The following is a 14,378-nucleotide window of genomic DNA, read 5'->3' on the forward strand; positions in this document are numbered from 1 at the left end:
AGCACCTCCGGGCCTCTTTGTCAAGGGGAGAAAGCAAAAAAGGGCCGCCCCAAACCGGGGCGGCCCTTGAAACGCAGGGAAAATGATTTACTTCGCGGTCACCAGCGCCAGAGTGTCGCGGGCAATCATCAGCTCTTCGTTGGTGCAGACCATCAGCACCTTCACGCGGCTGTCGGCGGCGGACAGGTCGATGATGTCCTGGCCGCGCAGCTTGTTCTTCTCCTCGTCCAGCTTGATGCCCAAAAACTCCATGTTCTTGCACACTTCGCTGCGCACGTAGTCGTCGTTCTCACCGATGCCGCCGGTGAAGACCACGCAGTCCAGACCGCCCATCACGGCGGCGTAGGCGCCCACGTACTTCTTGATCTGGTAGTTCAGCATATCGCTGGCCAGCTTGGCACGCTCATTGCCCGCGGCGGAGGCAGCCTCCACGTCGCGCTTGTCGCTGGACACGCCGGACACGCCCAGCAGGCCGCACTTCTTGTTCAGGTAGTCGGCCATGTCCTGGCCGTGGATGCCCAGCTTCTGCTCCATGTAGGTCACCACGCTGGGGTCGATGTCGCCGCAGCGGGTGCCCATCAGCACGCCGGCCAGCGGGGTCAGGCCCATGCTGGTGTCCACGCACTTGCCGCCGTCCACGGCGGTGATGCTGCTGCCGTTGCCCAGATGGCAGGTGACCATCTTCAGCTCGGAGGGGTCCTTGCCCAGGAACTGGGCGGCGGCCATGCTCACATAGCGGTGGCTGGTGCCGTGGGCGCCGTAGCGGCGGATGGCGTACTTCTCGTACATCTCGTAGGGCACGCCGTACATATAAGCCTTGGGAGGCATGGTCTGGTGGAAGGTGGTGTCGAAGACCACAACGTTGGGCACGTCGGCGCCGAAGACCTTCTTGGCGCTGCGCAGGCCCTGCACGTGGGCCAGGTTGTGCACGGGGGCCAGGGGGGCGATCTCCTCGATCTTGTCGATGATGGCGTCGGTGACGATCTCGCTCTTGGTGAAGAACTCAGCGCCCTGCACGATGCGGTGGCCGATGGCGCCGATCTCGCTCTTGTCGGCAACAACGGCGCCCTCGCCGGTGGTCATCATCTCCACGACCTTCATGAAGGCCTCGGTGTGGGTGGGGAAGGGGACCTCCACGCTCCACTTGCCGCCGTGGGCCTGATGGGTGATCTTGCTGCCCTCGATGCCGATGCGCTCGCACAGGCCCTTGCACAGCACGCTCTCGTCGGTCATGTCGATCAGCTGATATTTCAGCGAGGACGAACCGCAGTTGATAACCAGGATTTTCATTGATACTTCCTCCCAAAACTGTTTCTGGCGGCTTTCGCCGCCCGGATTTACATTGTCCACCCACTATTATATAATGGGAAAAACCGCTTTTCAAGGCAAAAAGGGGGCCAAACCCATGAAAAACGCCGGGATCATCGCCGAATATGACCCGTTCCACGCCGGCCACGCCTGGCAGATCGCCGAGGCGCGCCGCCAGGGCGCCGAAACGGTGACCGTCTGCATGAGCGGAGACGTCACCCAGCGGGGCGGCGCGGCGCTGCTGCCGCCTGCCGTGCGGGCCGCCGCGGCCCTTGCCTGCGGGGCGGATTTGGTGTTGAGCCTGCCGAACCCCTATGCCTGCCTTTCCGCCGAGGGCTTTGCCGCCGCCGGGGTGACCGTTTTGAGCGCCCTGCCCGCGCTGGACACTCTGGTGTTCGGGGCGGAAACACCGGACACGGCGGCCCTGGCCAAAACCGCCGAAGCCCTGCGCTCGGAGGCGTTCTCTGCCGCGCTGGCCCGTGCCCTCGCGGGGGGCGCGCCCTTTGCCGCCGCCCGGGCCGCCGCCGCCGGGGAAGTCTGCCCCGGCGCGGGGGCGGTGCTGGCCAGCCCCAACAACAACCTGGGGGTGGAGTACTGCAAGGCCCTCGCCCTTCAAAACAGCCACATTTCGCCCCGGGCCCTGCCCCGCAAGGGCGCGGCCCACGGGGAGGCGCGCCCCGGCACAGAGGGCTTCGCCAGCGCCTCCAGCCTGCGCATCCTCTGGCTGCAGGGGGGCGCGGCGGCGCTGGAGGGCTATGTGCCCGAAGCCGCGCTGGCCCTTTACAAAGAGGCCCAGGCCGCCGGGCAGGACCTGGACGAACGGGCATGGAGCGTGGCGATGCTCTCCCGCCTGCGGGGGACGGACGCCGCCGCCTTTGCCCGCACCCGGGGCACCGCCGAAGGCCTGGAACATCTGCTGGAAAACGCCCTGCGCACCGCCGGGACCCTGACGGAACTTTACGACGGGATGAAATCCAAGCGCTACGCCCACGCCCGGCTGCGCCGCTACGCCCTGGACGCTGCCCTGGGCTACACCGCCGCCCTGCCTGCCCTGCCGCCCTACGTCCATGTGCTGGCGGCGAACGAGCGGGGCCTGGCCCTTCTGCGGGGCAGCAAAAAGCCCGCCGGGGCCTCGCTGGCCCGCCTTGCCCGCGAAAACGATGACTGCCGGGCGGCGGCCGCCGCCCACGCCGCCGCCGCGGATCTTGCGGCTCTCTGCCGCCGGATTCCCGGCCCCATGGGCGGCTGTTACACCCAAAAACCTGTGCTCGTTCGGTGAAATCAACGGAAATCGTCAAAAAATAGTCAAAGTTTTAAGTGAAACGGAAAACTTTTGCACTTTCGGGTTTTTAACAGAAAATCCATTGCCGTTTTTGGGGTGCGGAAGTATAATGATTACAATGGGTGCAAATGGCAAACTTTTTTCAGCGCCGCCTTTTCGCAGCGCAGTTTGCCCCCGAACATCATGAGAGGATTGGTGAAAGCGTATGACAACGAACAAGCATGTTCTGACCTGGCTGGACGAAATGGTCGCCCTGGTGAAGCCCGACAAGGTCGTGTGGATCGACGGCAGCGAGGAGCAGCTCACCGCCCTGCGGGAAGAGAGCTTCAAGACCGGTGAGATGGTCCCCCTGAACGAGGAGCTGCTGCCCGGCTGTGTGCTGCATCACACCGCGGTGAACGACGTTGCCCGCGTGGAAGGCCGCACCTACATCTGCACCAAGAAGCGTGAGGACGCCGCCCCCATCAACAACTGGATGGAAACCAGCGAGATGAAGGCCAAGCTGATCCCCATGTACGACGGCTGCATGAAGGGCCGCACCATGTACGTTCTGCCCTACTGCATGGGCCCCATCGGCAGCCCCTTCAGCAAGGTGGGCATTGAGCTGACCGACTCCATCTACGTGGTCATGAACATGGACATCATGACCCGCATGGGCAAGCAGGCTCTGGATCAGCTGGGCGATTCCAACGACTTCGTCCGCGGCCTGCACTCCAAGGCCAAGATGGAAGAGGAGAACCGCTACATCGTGCAGTTCCCCGAAGAGAACACCATCTGGTCCATCAACTCCGGCTACGGCGGCAACGTGCTGCTGGGCAAGAAGTGCTTCGCGCTGCGCATCGCCAGCTATCAGGGCCTGAAGGAAGGCTGGATGGCCGAGCATATGCTGATCCTGGGCATCGAGGATCCCACCGGCCATGTGGAGTACATCACCGCCGCCTTCCCCTCCGCCTGCGGCAAGACCAACCTGGCCATGCTGATCCCGCCCGAGGTCTACGCCAAGCAGGGCTACAAGGTCTGGACCGTCGGCGACGACATCGCCTGGATGCACATCGGTGAGGACGGCCGCCTCTACGCCATCAACCCCGAGAACGGCTTCTTCGGCGTTGCTCCCGGCACCAACGAGAAGTCCAACCCCAACGCCCTGCACACCACCATGAAGAACACCATCTTCACCAACGTTGCCCACAACCTGGACAACAACACTGTGTGGTGGGAAGGCCTGGACAAGAATCCCCCCGAGAACGCCGAGGAGTGGACCGGCAAGAAGGTCAACGGCAAGGAGTGGGTGGCCGAAGGCAACAAGCTGGCCCATCCCAACAGCCGCTTCACCGCTCCCGCTGTGAACTGCCCCTGCCTGAGCAAGGAGTTCAACAACCCCAACGGCGTGCCCGTCACCGCCATGGTGTTCGGCGGCCGCCGCGCCAAGACCGCTCCGCTGGTGTTCCAGAGCTTTGACTGGAACCACGGCGTGTATGTGGGCAGCGCCATGGCCTCCGAGACCACCGCTGCCGCCGCCGGCGCCGTGGGCGTCGTGCGCCGTGATCCCATGGCCATGCGTCCCTTCACCGGCTACAACATGGGCGACTATTTCGGCCACTGGATCGAGATGGGCGAGAAGCTGGGCGACAAGGCCCCCAAGATCTTCCATGTCAACTGGTTCCGCACCGATGACGAAGGCCACTTCATCTGGCCCGGCTTCGGCGACAACATGCGTGTGCTGATGTGGATGCTGAAGCGCTGCAAGGGCGAAGTGGACGCCGTGGAGACCCCCATCGGCTACCTGCCCAACGCCGAGGACATCGACATCACCGGCCTGGACGACATCACTCTGGATACCGTCAAGGGCCTGCTGAGCGTGGATAAGGACCTGTGGCTGGAGGACTGCGACGGCGTCGAGGCCCTCTACAACGAGATCGGCGAGCGCGTTCCCGCCGAGCTGCACAAGCAGCTGGCCGCCCTGCGCGAGCGTCTGTCCAGGTAAACCATACCCCCAGCAAGCAAGCTGTGGCCCCCGGGAGACCGGGGGCCATTTTTGAGGTAATCCCGCATCATTCCGGGCGGCGTTCGCCGCGAATGGTGCGGCGCTCTCTTAAGGGGAAAAAGAGGGGAGAGAAACAAATGACCGAACAGCGGGTGCAGACCAGCGAGGCTCTTCGGGTGGGCCTTGTGCTGGCGCTGGCGGGCGGCTATCTGGACGCCTACACCTACCTGTGCCGGGGCGGCGTGTTCGCCAACGCCGAGACCGGCAACATGGTGCTGCTGGGCGTCAAGCTGGCAGCGGGCGACTGGGGCGGCGCGGTGAAATATCTGCCGCCCATCTTCGCCTTCTTTCTGGGTGTGCTGGCGGCGGAGGCCATCCGCCGCCGGGGCAAGGCGGCTCCGTCTGCCCGGGTGCATTGGCGCCAGTGGGTGCTGGCGCTGGAGATCGGTGTGCTGGCCGCCGCGGCTTTTGCCCCCTTAGGCGGCGCGTGGGATATGGCAGTGAACTGGGCGGTGAGCTTCGTCTGCGCCTTGCAGGTGGAGAGCTTCCGCCGGGTGCACGGCAAGGCCTACGCCACCACCATGTGCACCGGCAACCTGCGCAGCGGCACCGAGCTGCTGTATCAGTACTTCCAGACCCGCGACCGAGGCATTTTGCGCTCCAGCCTGCGGTATTACCAGGTCATCGTGGCCTTCATCGCCGGCGCGGCGGTGAGCGCGGTGCTGGCCGGGCCTCTGGGCCAGTGGTCGGTGCTGGCGGCCTGCGTGCTGCTGGCGGTGGTGCTGGTGAGCTTAAGCCGGGCCGAAGTGACCAGCCGGGAATAAAAACGCAAAAAGCGGCCGCTCCGGGTTTGCCGGGGCGGCCGCTTTTCTGTGTTCATATTTTTCCGCCCGGGCCGAATAGACTGTATCCAAAGGGGGCGGCGGCATGGAGCAGTTTATCGTGAACGTGATGGAGGACTTCGGCTATCCGGGCATGGCCCTGCTCATCGCGGTGGAAAACCTCTTTCCGCCCATCCCCTCGGAGGTCATCCTTACCTTCGGCGGCTTCCTCACCACCCGAACCGCGCTGGATGTGTGGTGGGTGGTGGTCTGGGCCACCCTGGGAGCGGTGGCGGGGGCGCTGGCCCTCTACGGGGTGGGCCGGGCGCTGGGTGGCCAGCGGATGAACGCGCTGCTGGCGGGGCCCTGGGGCAAACGGCTGGGCTTTGACGCCGAAGCCGCCGCCCGGGCCGCCGGCTGGTTTGAGAAAAAGGGTGCGAAAACGGTGCTTTTCTGCCGCTGCGTACCCATTTTGCGCAGCCTCATCTCCATTCCCGCAGGCATGGCCCGGATGAACCTGGTGCGCTTTCTGCTCTACACCACGGCGGGCAGCCTTGTGTGGAACGCCGCGCTGGTGCATCTGGGCGCGGCGGCGGGGGAGAGCTGGGCGCTGCTGGCCCGGCGCTTTTCGGACGGCTCCGGTATGGTGCGCTGGATGCTGGCGGCTGCGGCGGCGGTGCTGCTGCTGCGCAGGCTGACAAAAAAGAAAGACAAAAAAAGTGCTGCCCCATGAGGGACAGCACTTTTTTGTGCGTTTTTTACGCCAGAGGCTGGGTCTTTTCCGCCAGCCAGGCCGCCTCGGCGGCGGAGAGGTGGGGGGTCAGCTTCTCCCGCACCATCTGGTGGAAGGCATTCAGCCATTCCTTTTCGTCCGCATCCAGCAGCTCGGGCCGCACGGGGGTCAGGTCGATGGGGCAGTAGGTCACCGGCTCAAAGCCCAGGAACTGGCCGTACTGGTTCTTCACCCGCTCGCAGCAGAGCAGCTCGTTCTCGATGCGGATGCCCACTTCGCCCTCTTCGTAGATGCCGGGCTCGTCGGTGACGATCATGCCGGGCTTGAACACCGTGTGGTTGGTGATGCGCAGGTTGTGGGGGCCCTCGTGAACGCCGCCCACAAAGCCCACGCCGTGGCCGGTGCCGCAGCGGTAGTCGATGCCGTGGGCCCACACCGGAGCGCGGGCGATCACGTCCAGATTGCCGCCGGTGCAGGTGTTCAGGAACTGGAGCTTGGCCATGTCGATGTGGCTCTTGAGCACATAGGTGTAGTAGGTGCGCTCATTGTCGGTCAGCTCGCCCAGAGCGTAGGTGCGGGTGATGTCGGTGGTGCCGTCCAGATACTGGCCGCCGCAGTCCACCAGCAAAAAGCCCTTGGGGGCCAGGGTGGTGCAGTTGCCGGGGGTGGCGTGGTAGTGCATCATGGCGGCGTTGGCGCCGTAGGCGGCGATGGTGTCGAAGCTGACGCCGATGTTCAGCGCCTGCTCGCCCCGCAGAGCCATCAGCTTTTCGTCCACATCCACCTCGGTCACAGTTTCGCCCGCGGCCATCTTCTCTTCCAGCCACATCTGGAACTTCACCATGGCCACGCCGTCCCGCAGATGGGCGTTCTTCAGGTTTTCAATTTCCACCGGGTTCTTCACGCCCTTCAGCGCCTGGATGGGGTCCTCGCCCGCCTTCAGGGTGAACACCGGGTTGCCCGCCAGAGCGGAGTACACCGCCCAGTTGGTGCCCGCCTCGTCCACCAGAACCGTCTGGTCGTGGTGATAGCCGGTGAGCGCGCCCAGCAGATGATCGTAGTCGGTCACCCGCACGCCCTGACGGCCCAGCGCCTCGGCGGCTTCGGCGGGCAGGCGGGCGGTGTTGATGAAGAGGATGGCGTCATCCGGAGTGACAAAGCAGTAGGCCAGGGCGAAGGGGGTGTTGTCCAGGTCAGAGGCCCGCAGGTTCAGCAGCCAGGCCACGCTGTCCAGACGGCAGACCACCATGGCGCCCGCGCCCTGCTTGGCCAGTTCGGCCCGCAGGTCGCCCAGCTTTTCGGCGGCGCTGCGGCCGGCATAGGTCTCGTCCAGCAGGAAAGCCTCGCTGGCGGGCACGGCGGGCCGGTCGGGCCAGTTGCCCTCCACCAGGTCCACGCTCTTGACGGAAGCGCCCTTCTTGGCCAGGGCCTCCTGCAGCTCCTTCATGGTGGAGGTGGCGGTGACCATGCCGTCCACCGCCAGCACCTGCCCCTCGCCCAAAGCGTCGGTCAGGTACTCCAGCAGGGTGGGCACGCCTTCCACGCCCATCTTCTGCAGCACGATCTCGCTGCCCTCCAGCTGATGGGCGGCCTGCACGAAGTAGCGGCCGTCCACCCACAGGGCGCTGGCGGTCTCGGTGACTACCAGATTGCCCACGCTGCCGGTGAACCCGGAGAAGTAGCGCCGGGCGGACCAGTGGGCGGGCAGATACTCGCTGATGTGGGGGTCGGAGGAGGGGATCAGGCAGGCGTTCGCACCGGCGGCCTTCATGGCGGCGCGCAGCAGGGCGATCTTTTCGTTGGTGGTCTGCATAAAACAAAACCTCGATTCTCAAATAGTGCAATCAGCGCAGAGCGCTTCGATCAAAAACGACCGCTTCTATTGTAGCACGCTAAAGCTCTGTTGCAAAGCCCCCACCCGGTGCGGGTGTTGACAAAACGGGTATAATAAAAGTTGGAGCAATCACGCCCGCAGCGCCCTTTTCGCGGCGTGGCGGGCCTTTTCCCGGATAGATAAAAAGAGAGGTAAAACCATGACCAAGATCGACATTTTTTCCGGTTTTCTCGGCGCCGGAAAGACCACCCTTATCAAAAAGCTCATCAGCGAGGCCTACGCCGGCCAGAAGCTGGTGCTCATTGAGAACGAGTTCGGCGAGATCGGCATCGACGGCGGTTTTCTGAAGGACGCCGGCATCGAGATCACCGAGATGAACTCCGGCTGCATCTGCTGCAGCCTGGTGGGCGATTTCCGCGAGGCGCTGAAAAAGGTCATCGACCAGTTCGCCCCCGACCGCATCCTCATCGAGCCCTCCGGCGTGGGCAAGCTCAGCGACGTGACCCGCGCCGTGGCCGCCGTGGCCGACGAGCGGGAGGTGAAGCTGAACTGCTTTGCCACCGTGGCGGACGTGAACAAGGTCAAGATGTACATGAAGAACTTTGGCGAGTTCTACAACGACCAGGTCTCCCACGCCAATGCCGTCATCCTCAGCCGCACCGGTTCTGCCAGCGAGCAGAAGGTGGCCGATGCGGTGGCGCTGCTGCGCACCGTCAACCCCGACGCGGTCATCATCACCACCGACTGGGCCCAGCTTTCCGGCGCGCAGATCCTGGCCGCCATCGAGGAAGGGCAGGACTTTGTGGCGAAGCTGCTGGCCCAGACCCACGAGCACGAGCATCATCATGAGCATGACCATGAGCACGAGCATGACGAGCACTGCGAGTGCGGCCATGAGCATCATCACGACCACGACCATGACGAGCATTGCGAGTGCGGCCATGAGCATCATCACGACCATGAGCATGACGAGCACTGCGAGTGTGGCCATGAGCATCATCATGACCATGAGCATGATGAGCACTGCGAGTGCGGCCATGAGCATCATCACGACCATGACCACGGCGAGCACTGCTCCTGCGGCCACGATCATCACCATCATCACGCCGACGAGGTGTTCTCCAGCTTCGGCCGCGAGACTGCCCGCAAGTTCACCGCCGACGAGGTGAAGGCCGCCCTGACCGCCCTGGACACCGGCAAATACGGCACCATCCTGCGGGCCAAGGGCATCCTGCCCGGCGAGAGCGAGTGGATCCACTTCGACTATGTGCCCGGCGAGGCGGATGTGCGCACCGGCGCCGCCGACGTGACCGGCCGGCTGTGCGTCATCGGCGCAAAGCTGAACGAGCCGGCGCTGGAGCTCATCTTCCATCTGGCGTAAAGGAGAGAACACAATGGCAGCGACTGAGATCCCGGTCTATCTGTTCCTGGGCCAGCTGGAAAGCGGCAAGACCACCTTCATCCAGGAGACCATGAACGACCCCAAGTTCGACAGCGGCGACAAGACCCTGCTGCTGATCTGCGAGGAGGGCGAGGTGGAGTACCGCCCCGAGGAGTTTGCCTTCGGCGGCGTCACGGTGGACACCATCGAGTCCCAGGCGGAGCTTACCCCCGAAGTTCTGGAAGAGAAAGCCAAAAAGAGCGGCGCGGGCCGGGTGCTCATCGAGTACAACGGCATGTGGCCGTTGGCGGCCCTCAGCGAGGCGCTGCCGCCCCACTGGCTCATCTACCAGACCATCTGCACCGCCGACGGCACCACCTTCCGCACCTATTTTGAAAACATGCGCCAGCTGATGCTGGAGAAGTTCGGCGCCAGCGAGCTGCTGGTGGTCAACCGGGCCGAGGCGGTCAGCTCCTCCGACGACCGGGAATACATCCACAAGGCCGTGCGTCAGGCCAGCCGCCGGTGCGACATCGCCTATGAGTATTCCGACGGCAGCGTGGAGTACGACGACCTGCCCGACGAACTGCCCTTCGACATCGAGGCCGACGTCATCGACATCGGCGACGAGGACTTCGGCATCTGGTATCTGGACGCCTCCGAGGACCCGGAGAAGTACGCCGGCAAGACCGTGCGCTTCACCGCCCAGGTCTGCCAGACCCCCCGGGTGGGTCAGGGCCAGTTCGTGCCCGGGCGCTTTGCCATGACCTGCTGCGTGGAGGACATCCAGTTCGTGGGCTTCCCCTGCAAATACGACGACGCCAAAAAGCTGGCCCAGCGCAGCTGGATCAAGCTCACCGCCAAGGTACGGGTGCAGTTCCATCCGCTGTTCGGCGGCAAGGGCCCGGTGCTCACCGCCCTCGAGGTGGAGCCGGCAAAGCCCCTGGAGCAGGATTACGTCACCTTCAGCTGATGCTCTGTCGCCGATCGTGCAAATAAAGTGTTTTCGCCCCGCGGGCATTTTTGCCTGCGGGGCGCTTTGTTTTTGTTGACTCTGCATAAAAATATGGTTCTATATACTACATAAATCGTCTACTATTGTCATAGAGGCTCCCGAAAAACGGGCACAATAAGTGCAAAGTTACGAAAAAATTCCCACGGGGAAGTTTTATGCTGAAAAAGGGCGGGGGGTATGATATAGTAAAGTAAACAAGGGGATACTGCCCTCTTCTTGCCAGAAAAAATAGCCTGTGGCAGGGCGGAAAGGACGGATCAACAGTGGAAACAGTAAAGCTGTTCGACGCAGAATGGAATCTGATGGAGATCGTGTGGGAGACGGCCCCCACCACGGCGAGCCGCATCGCCGCCATCGCCGGCCAGCGGTTTGACTGGGCAAAGAACACCACCTACACCGTGCTGAAGCGGCTGATCGGCAAAGGCGTTCTGGAACGCAGCGGGACCGACTTTACGGTGACGCCGCTGGTGACCCGCCGCCAGATGCAGCTTGTAGAGCTGAACAACCTGGTCGAAAAGCGGTTTGGCGGCAGCGAGGCGGAAATGCTGGAGGTGCTTTGCCGCGACGGCTGCTCCGACCCCGCGCACCGCGCGGAACTGGTGCGCGTGCTGGACGAACTGCGCTGACGGAGCGTTGTGCACACAGAGAGGCCGGCCGTTTGGGCCGGCCTCTTCTCTTCGCCCCTTTTCGGTTGAAAGGGACGCTCCGGCGTGGTATACTAACACCGTATCGCTTTTATAGAAGGCGCTTCGCCCGGAGGGCAAGAGCGCATAATAGAGGGAGGAAACCATGGGATTCATTCGCCGCTTTTTGTCCATCGGCTTAGGCCTTGCCGCCGGGGCCTTTGCCGTGAAGCTTCTGCGTGATTACAACAACGACGGCCACATCGAGGGCGACTATGTGGAGGTGCCTCTGACCGAGGGAGAGGACACTGCCCCCTCCGGGGAAGAAGAGCCTTACCACGCGGCCAAAAAGCCGGACGTGGGCCCCAACCCCAACCCGGTGGACCTGGGCGCGGCCGAAAAGCCCATCACCGAGGACGGCAAGCTGGACGCCACTCGCATCGCCTGCGCCGAGGACTTTGGCGACTGGGACGATTTGGGCTGCCAGGGCTGAGCAAGAACAAAAAAGGACCCGCCGGGTAAAAACCGGCGGGTCCTTTCTGTATTATTCGACTTTGTTTTTACAATTTGGAATAACCAAAGCTGTTCACCAGCGCGTCCAGCTTGATGCCCTGTTTGCAATAGGGGCAGTCCTTGAACTCGTAGCTGGCATAGCCGGGCAGGTCGGAGGGCGAGAAGATGGACTGGATGTCCAGCCCATCGATGGACTTCATGGTGCTGTACACCGCCGCCACACCTTGCACGATGCCGCCGTAGTACTGCACGCACTCCACGCTCTTGTTGATGGTCTTGCCGGTGGCCACCGAGGCCATCAGAATGAGAACGTGCTTGCCGCTGAGCATGGGCTGGAGGTTGTCGCGGAAGAGCAGCTGGCTGTTGGAGTTATATTCCGGGCGGATGACGTAGATGGACTGGTGGGCGTTGATGGAGGCAAGGCCGCTCTTGGTCAGTTCCCGGGCAAGGCAGGCGCCGATGACCTGTGTGCCGTCCAGGCAGACGATGGTGTCGATGACGGTGCTGGTGACGTATTTCTGAGCCAGCTCCCGGGCCACCGCCTCGGCGTCGCTCAGGCGGGTCTTGAGGGTGGTGATGTCAATGTAGTAGTTGATGTGGCTGTGGTTGGTGGCAAAGTGGCCCTGCGCCACCTTCAGCGCCACCGCGCCGCTGCGGGAGTAGACCTTCTGCATACGCTGTTCCATAAAGAGCGACCTCCATGTTCAAAGGCGCTTTGCCCGCCGGGCAAAACGCCTTTTTTTTAGAATACAATATTTTTAAACGAAAAACAAGGCGAACTGTTAAAAATTTATTGTACGATTTTTCATGGGGCGCAAAAAAACAGGGCCCCCGAACGGGGCCCTGCAAAAGGCTTATTTCGCGTATTCCACCGCGCGGCTCTCCCGGATCACGTTCACCTTGATCTGACCGGGGTAGTCCAGTTCGTCCTCGATCTTCTTGGTGATGGCACGGGCCAGCAGCACCAGATGGTCGTCGTCCACCGCGTCGGGCTTCACCATGATGCGGACCTCGCGGCCAGCCTGCACGGCAAAGGCGGTCTCCACGCCCTCGAAGCTGCAGCTCAGCTCCTCCAGGTTCTCCAGCCGTTTGATGTAGCTTTCCAGATTCTCGCGGCGGGCGCCCGGGCGGGCGGCGCTGATGGCGTCGGCGGCCATCACGATGAAGGCCAGCGGGGTCTTGGGTTCCACGTCGCCGTGGTGGGCCTCGATGGCATGAATGACAGCCGGGTTCTCCTTGTACTTGCGGGCGATCTCCACACCGATCTGGATGTGGCTGCCTTCGATCTCGTGGTCCAGCGCCTTGCCGATGTCATGCAGCAGGCCGGCGCGGCGGGCCTGGGTCACGTTCACGCCCATCTCGGCGGCCAGCAGGCCGGAGAGGTAGGCAACTTCCAGCGAGTGGTTCAGCACGTTCTGGCCGAAACTGGTGCGGAATTTCAGCCGGCCCAGCAGCTTCACGATGTCGGGATGGATGCCGTGCAGGCCCATCTCCATCACCGCGCGCTCGCCTTCCCGCTTCATGCTCAGTTCCAGCTCGCGGCGGCACTTCTCCACCGTCTCCTCGATGCGGGCGGGGTGGATGCGGCCGTCGGTGATGAGGCGCTCCAGCGTCATGCGGGCCACCTCGCGGCGGGCCTGGTCGAAGCTGGACAGGGTGATAGCCTCGGGGGTGTCGTCGATGATGAGGTCCACGCCGGTGGCGGTCTCCAGGGCGCGGATGTTGCGGCCCTCACGGCCGATGATGCGGCCCTTCATGTCGTCGTTGGGCAGGGGCACAACGCTCACGGTGGCCTCGCTGGAATGGTCGGCCGCGCAGCGGGCGATGGCCTGACCGATCAGCTCCCGGGCCATGGCGTCGCACTGATCCTTCAGGTTTGCCTCGTAGGCGGCCACACGCATGGCCTTCTCGTGGGTCAGGTCCTGGTCCAGACGGTTCAAAAGCAGCTGCTTCGCGTCCTCCTGGGTCAGGCCGGCGATGGTCTCCAGCTTTTCCAGCTGGCGGAGCTTGAGCTGTTCCAGTTCGTCCAGCTTGGCCTCCACCAGCTCCGAGCGCTGGCGCTGTTCTTCTTCTTTCTGCTCAAAGGCGGCCACGCGCTTGTCCAGAGCCTCTTCCTTCTGGTCGAGGCGGCGCTCCTGGCGGGACAGCTCGCTGCGGCGCTCTTTGATCTCCTTGTCGGCCTCGGTCTTCATGCGCAAAGCTTCGTCCTTGGCCTCGATCACGGTCTCCTTGCGTTTCTGTTCGGCGGCCTTGATGGCGTCGTTCACGATGCGCTTGGCTTCCTCTTCAGCACTGCCAAGCTTTGCCTCTGCGGTCTTGCGGCGGTAGGCCGAACCCGCAAAAAAACAGACAAACCCGGAAACGACAGCTGCAACGACCGCCACCACGATAGCGATGATGGGTGGCAATTGTTTCAACTCCTCAAGATAGAATAGGTATCTGAGATAATCGCCGTTCTGGGCTTGCCTGTTTCAAAAATGGCAAAACAAGGCCTTTTATTTATAATTGACAATGAGCATACCAAAAAGCCCCTTGCGGGGCCCTGTCATATAAATCGCACAGCGCCGGCCCGAAAAAGGCGTGGGGCCCAGCGGCAGATCATCAAATATACTACTACATTATTTTAATGAACAGTTTACAAATTGTCAAGAAATATTGACAGCAGGCCAAAAGAAGTATATCATTAGGGCACAGTCTTATCCCGCAAAGTGTCGAAGCGGACACGGGCGGGCGAAGGCGCGCATCAGAGAGAGCCGCCACCCTTTTCGGGCGTGCTGCAAGCGGCTTTGCGCGGCCTGCCATGCCTACCACCGCTGAGCGCGGGGGCGAACCCCCGCCGGGCCGGGCCCGTTACAGCCCAAACGAGTGGCGCTTTTTGGCGCAA

12 protein-coding genes are annotated in these 14,378 nt (G+C 63.0%); 8 read left to right on the plus strand and 4 right to left on the minus strand.

Annotated elements, in window-relative coordinates:
• Positions 1-87: 87 nt before the first annotated feature.
• Positions 88-1,290 carry an acetate/propionate family kinase gene (locus ACMNAY_RS05115; protein WP_394975594.1) on the minus strand — a complete coding sequence of 401 codons (1,203 nt, stop codon included), beginning with the start codon at positions 1,288-1,290 and terminating at the stop codon, positions 88-90.
• Between the two features lie 115 nt (positions 1,291-1,405).
• Between ACMNAY_RS05115 and ACMNAY_RS05120 the strand changes: the two genes are divergently transcribed.
• From ACMNAY_RS05120 to ACMNAY_RS05135, 4 genes are all read left to right on the plus strand, one after another.
• Positions 1,406-2,587: a nucleotidyltransferase family protein gene (locus ACMNAY_RS05120; protein ID WP_418718637.1), complete on the plus strand. Its 1,182-nt coding sequence runs from the start codon at positions 1,406-1,408 to the stop codon at positions 2,585-2,587.
• Between the two features lie 208 nt (positions 2,588-2,795).
• A complete protein-coding gene (locus tag ACMNAY_RS05125; protein ID WP_418718638.1) occupies positions 2,796-4,574 on the plus strand; it encodes a phosphoenolpyruvate carboxykinase (GTP) in 1,779 nt (592 codons plus the stop codon).
• A 137-nt stretch (positions 4,575-4,711) separates the two neighbouring features.
• Positions 4,712-5,398: a YoaK family protein gene (locus ACMNAY_RS05130; protein WP_394968439.1), complete on the plus strand. Its 687-nt coding sequence runs from the start codon at positions 4,712-4,714 to the stop codon at positions 5,396-5,398.
• 103 nt (positions 5,399-5,501) lie between these two features.
• Complete coding sequence (locus ACMNAY_RS05135) at positions 5,502-6,128, plus strand: DedA family protein (RefSeq protein WP_418718639.1); 627 nt, start codon at positions 5,502-5,504, stop codon at positions 6,126-6,128.
• 25 nt (positions 6,129-6,153) lie between these two features.
• Here ACMNAY_RS05135 and ACMNAY_RS05140 read toward each other — a convergent pair whose 3' ends face one another.
• Positions 6,154-7,941, minus strand: coding sequence for an aminopeptidase P family N-terminal domain-containing protein (locus tag ACMNAY_RS05140; protein ID WP_418718640.1), 1,788 nt, complete (start codon positions 7,939-7,941; stop codon positions 6,154-6,156).
• 220 nt (positions 7,942-8,161) lie between these two features.
• On the opposite strand from ACMNAY_RS05140, the gene ACMNAY_RS05145 reads away from it, so the two are divergent.
• From ACMNAY_RS05145 to ACMNAY_RS05160, 4 genes are all read left to right on the plus strand, one after another.
• Complete coding sequence (locus ACMNAY_RS05145) at positions 8,162-9,343, plus strand: CobW family GTP-binding protein (protein WP_418718641.1); 1,182 nt, start codon at positions 8,162-8,164, stop codon at positions 9,341-9,343.
• Positions 9,344-9,356: 13 nt separating this feature from the next.
• The gene (locus tag ACMNAY_RS05150; protein WP_418718642.1) at positions 9,357-10,316 is read left to right on the plus strand and encodes an outer membrane insertion C- signal; all 960 of its coding nucleotides are present in this window, start codon (positions 9,357-9,359) and stop codon (positions 10,314-10,316) included.
• A 305-nt stretch (positions 10,317-10,621) separates the two neighbouring features.
• On the plus strand, positions 10,622-10,984 hold the full coding sequence (locus ACMNAY_RS05155) for a BlaI/MecI/CopY family transcriptional regulator (protein WP_394968434.1): 363 nt from the start codon (positions 10,622-10,624) through the stop codon (positions 10,982-10,984).
• Between the two features lie 163 nt (positions 10,985-11,147).
• Positions 11,148-11,474 (plus strand): hypothetical protein, encoded by a 327-nt coding sequence (locus ACMNAY_RS05160; protein WP_418718643.1) that lies wholly within the window; start codon positions 11,148-11,150, stop codon positions 11,472-11,474.
• A 67-nt stretch (positions 11,475-11,541) separates the two neighbouring features.
• On the opposite strand, the gene ACMNAY_RS05165 is transcribed toward ACMNAY_RS05160, so the two are convergent.
• On the minus strand, positions 11,542-12,180 hold the full coding sequence (locus tag ACMNAY_RS05165) for an orotate phosphoribosyltransferase (protein ID WP_418718644.1): 639 nt from the start codon (positions 12,178-12,180) through the stop codon (positions 11,542-11,544).
• Between the two features lie 168 nt (positions 12,181-12,348).
• Positions 12,349-13,902 (minus strand): ribonuclease Y, encoded by a 1,554-nt coding sequence (gene rny / locus ACMNAY_RS05170; protein ID WP_394968431.1) that lies wholly within the window; start codon positions 13,900-13,902, stop codon positions 12,349-12,351.
• Positions 13,903-14,378: the final 476 nt, after the last annotated feature.

Origin of the sequence: Candidatus Allofournierella merdipullorum (genome assembly GCF_048426865.1) — a bacterium.
In the GTDB taxonomy this organism is placed as follows: Bacteria; Bacillota; Clostridia; order Oscillospirales; family Ruminococcaceae; genus Allofournierella_A; species Allofournierella_A merdipullorum.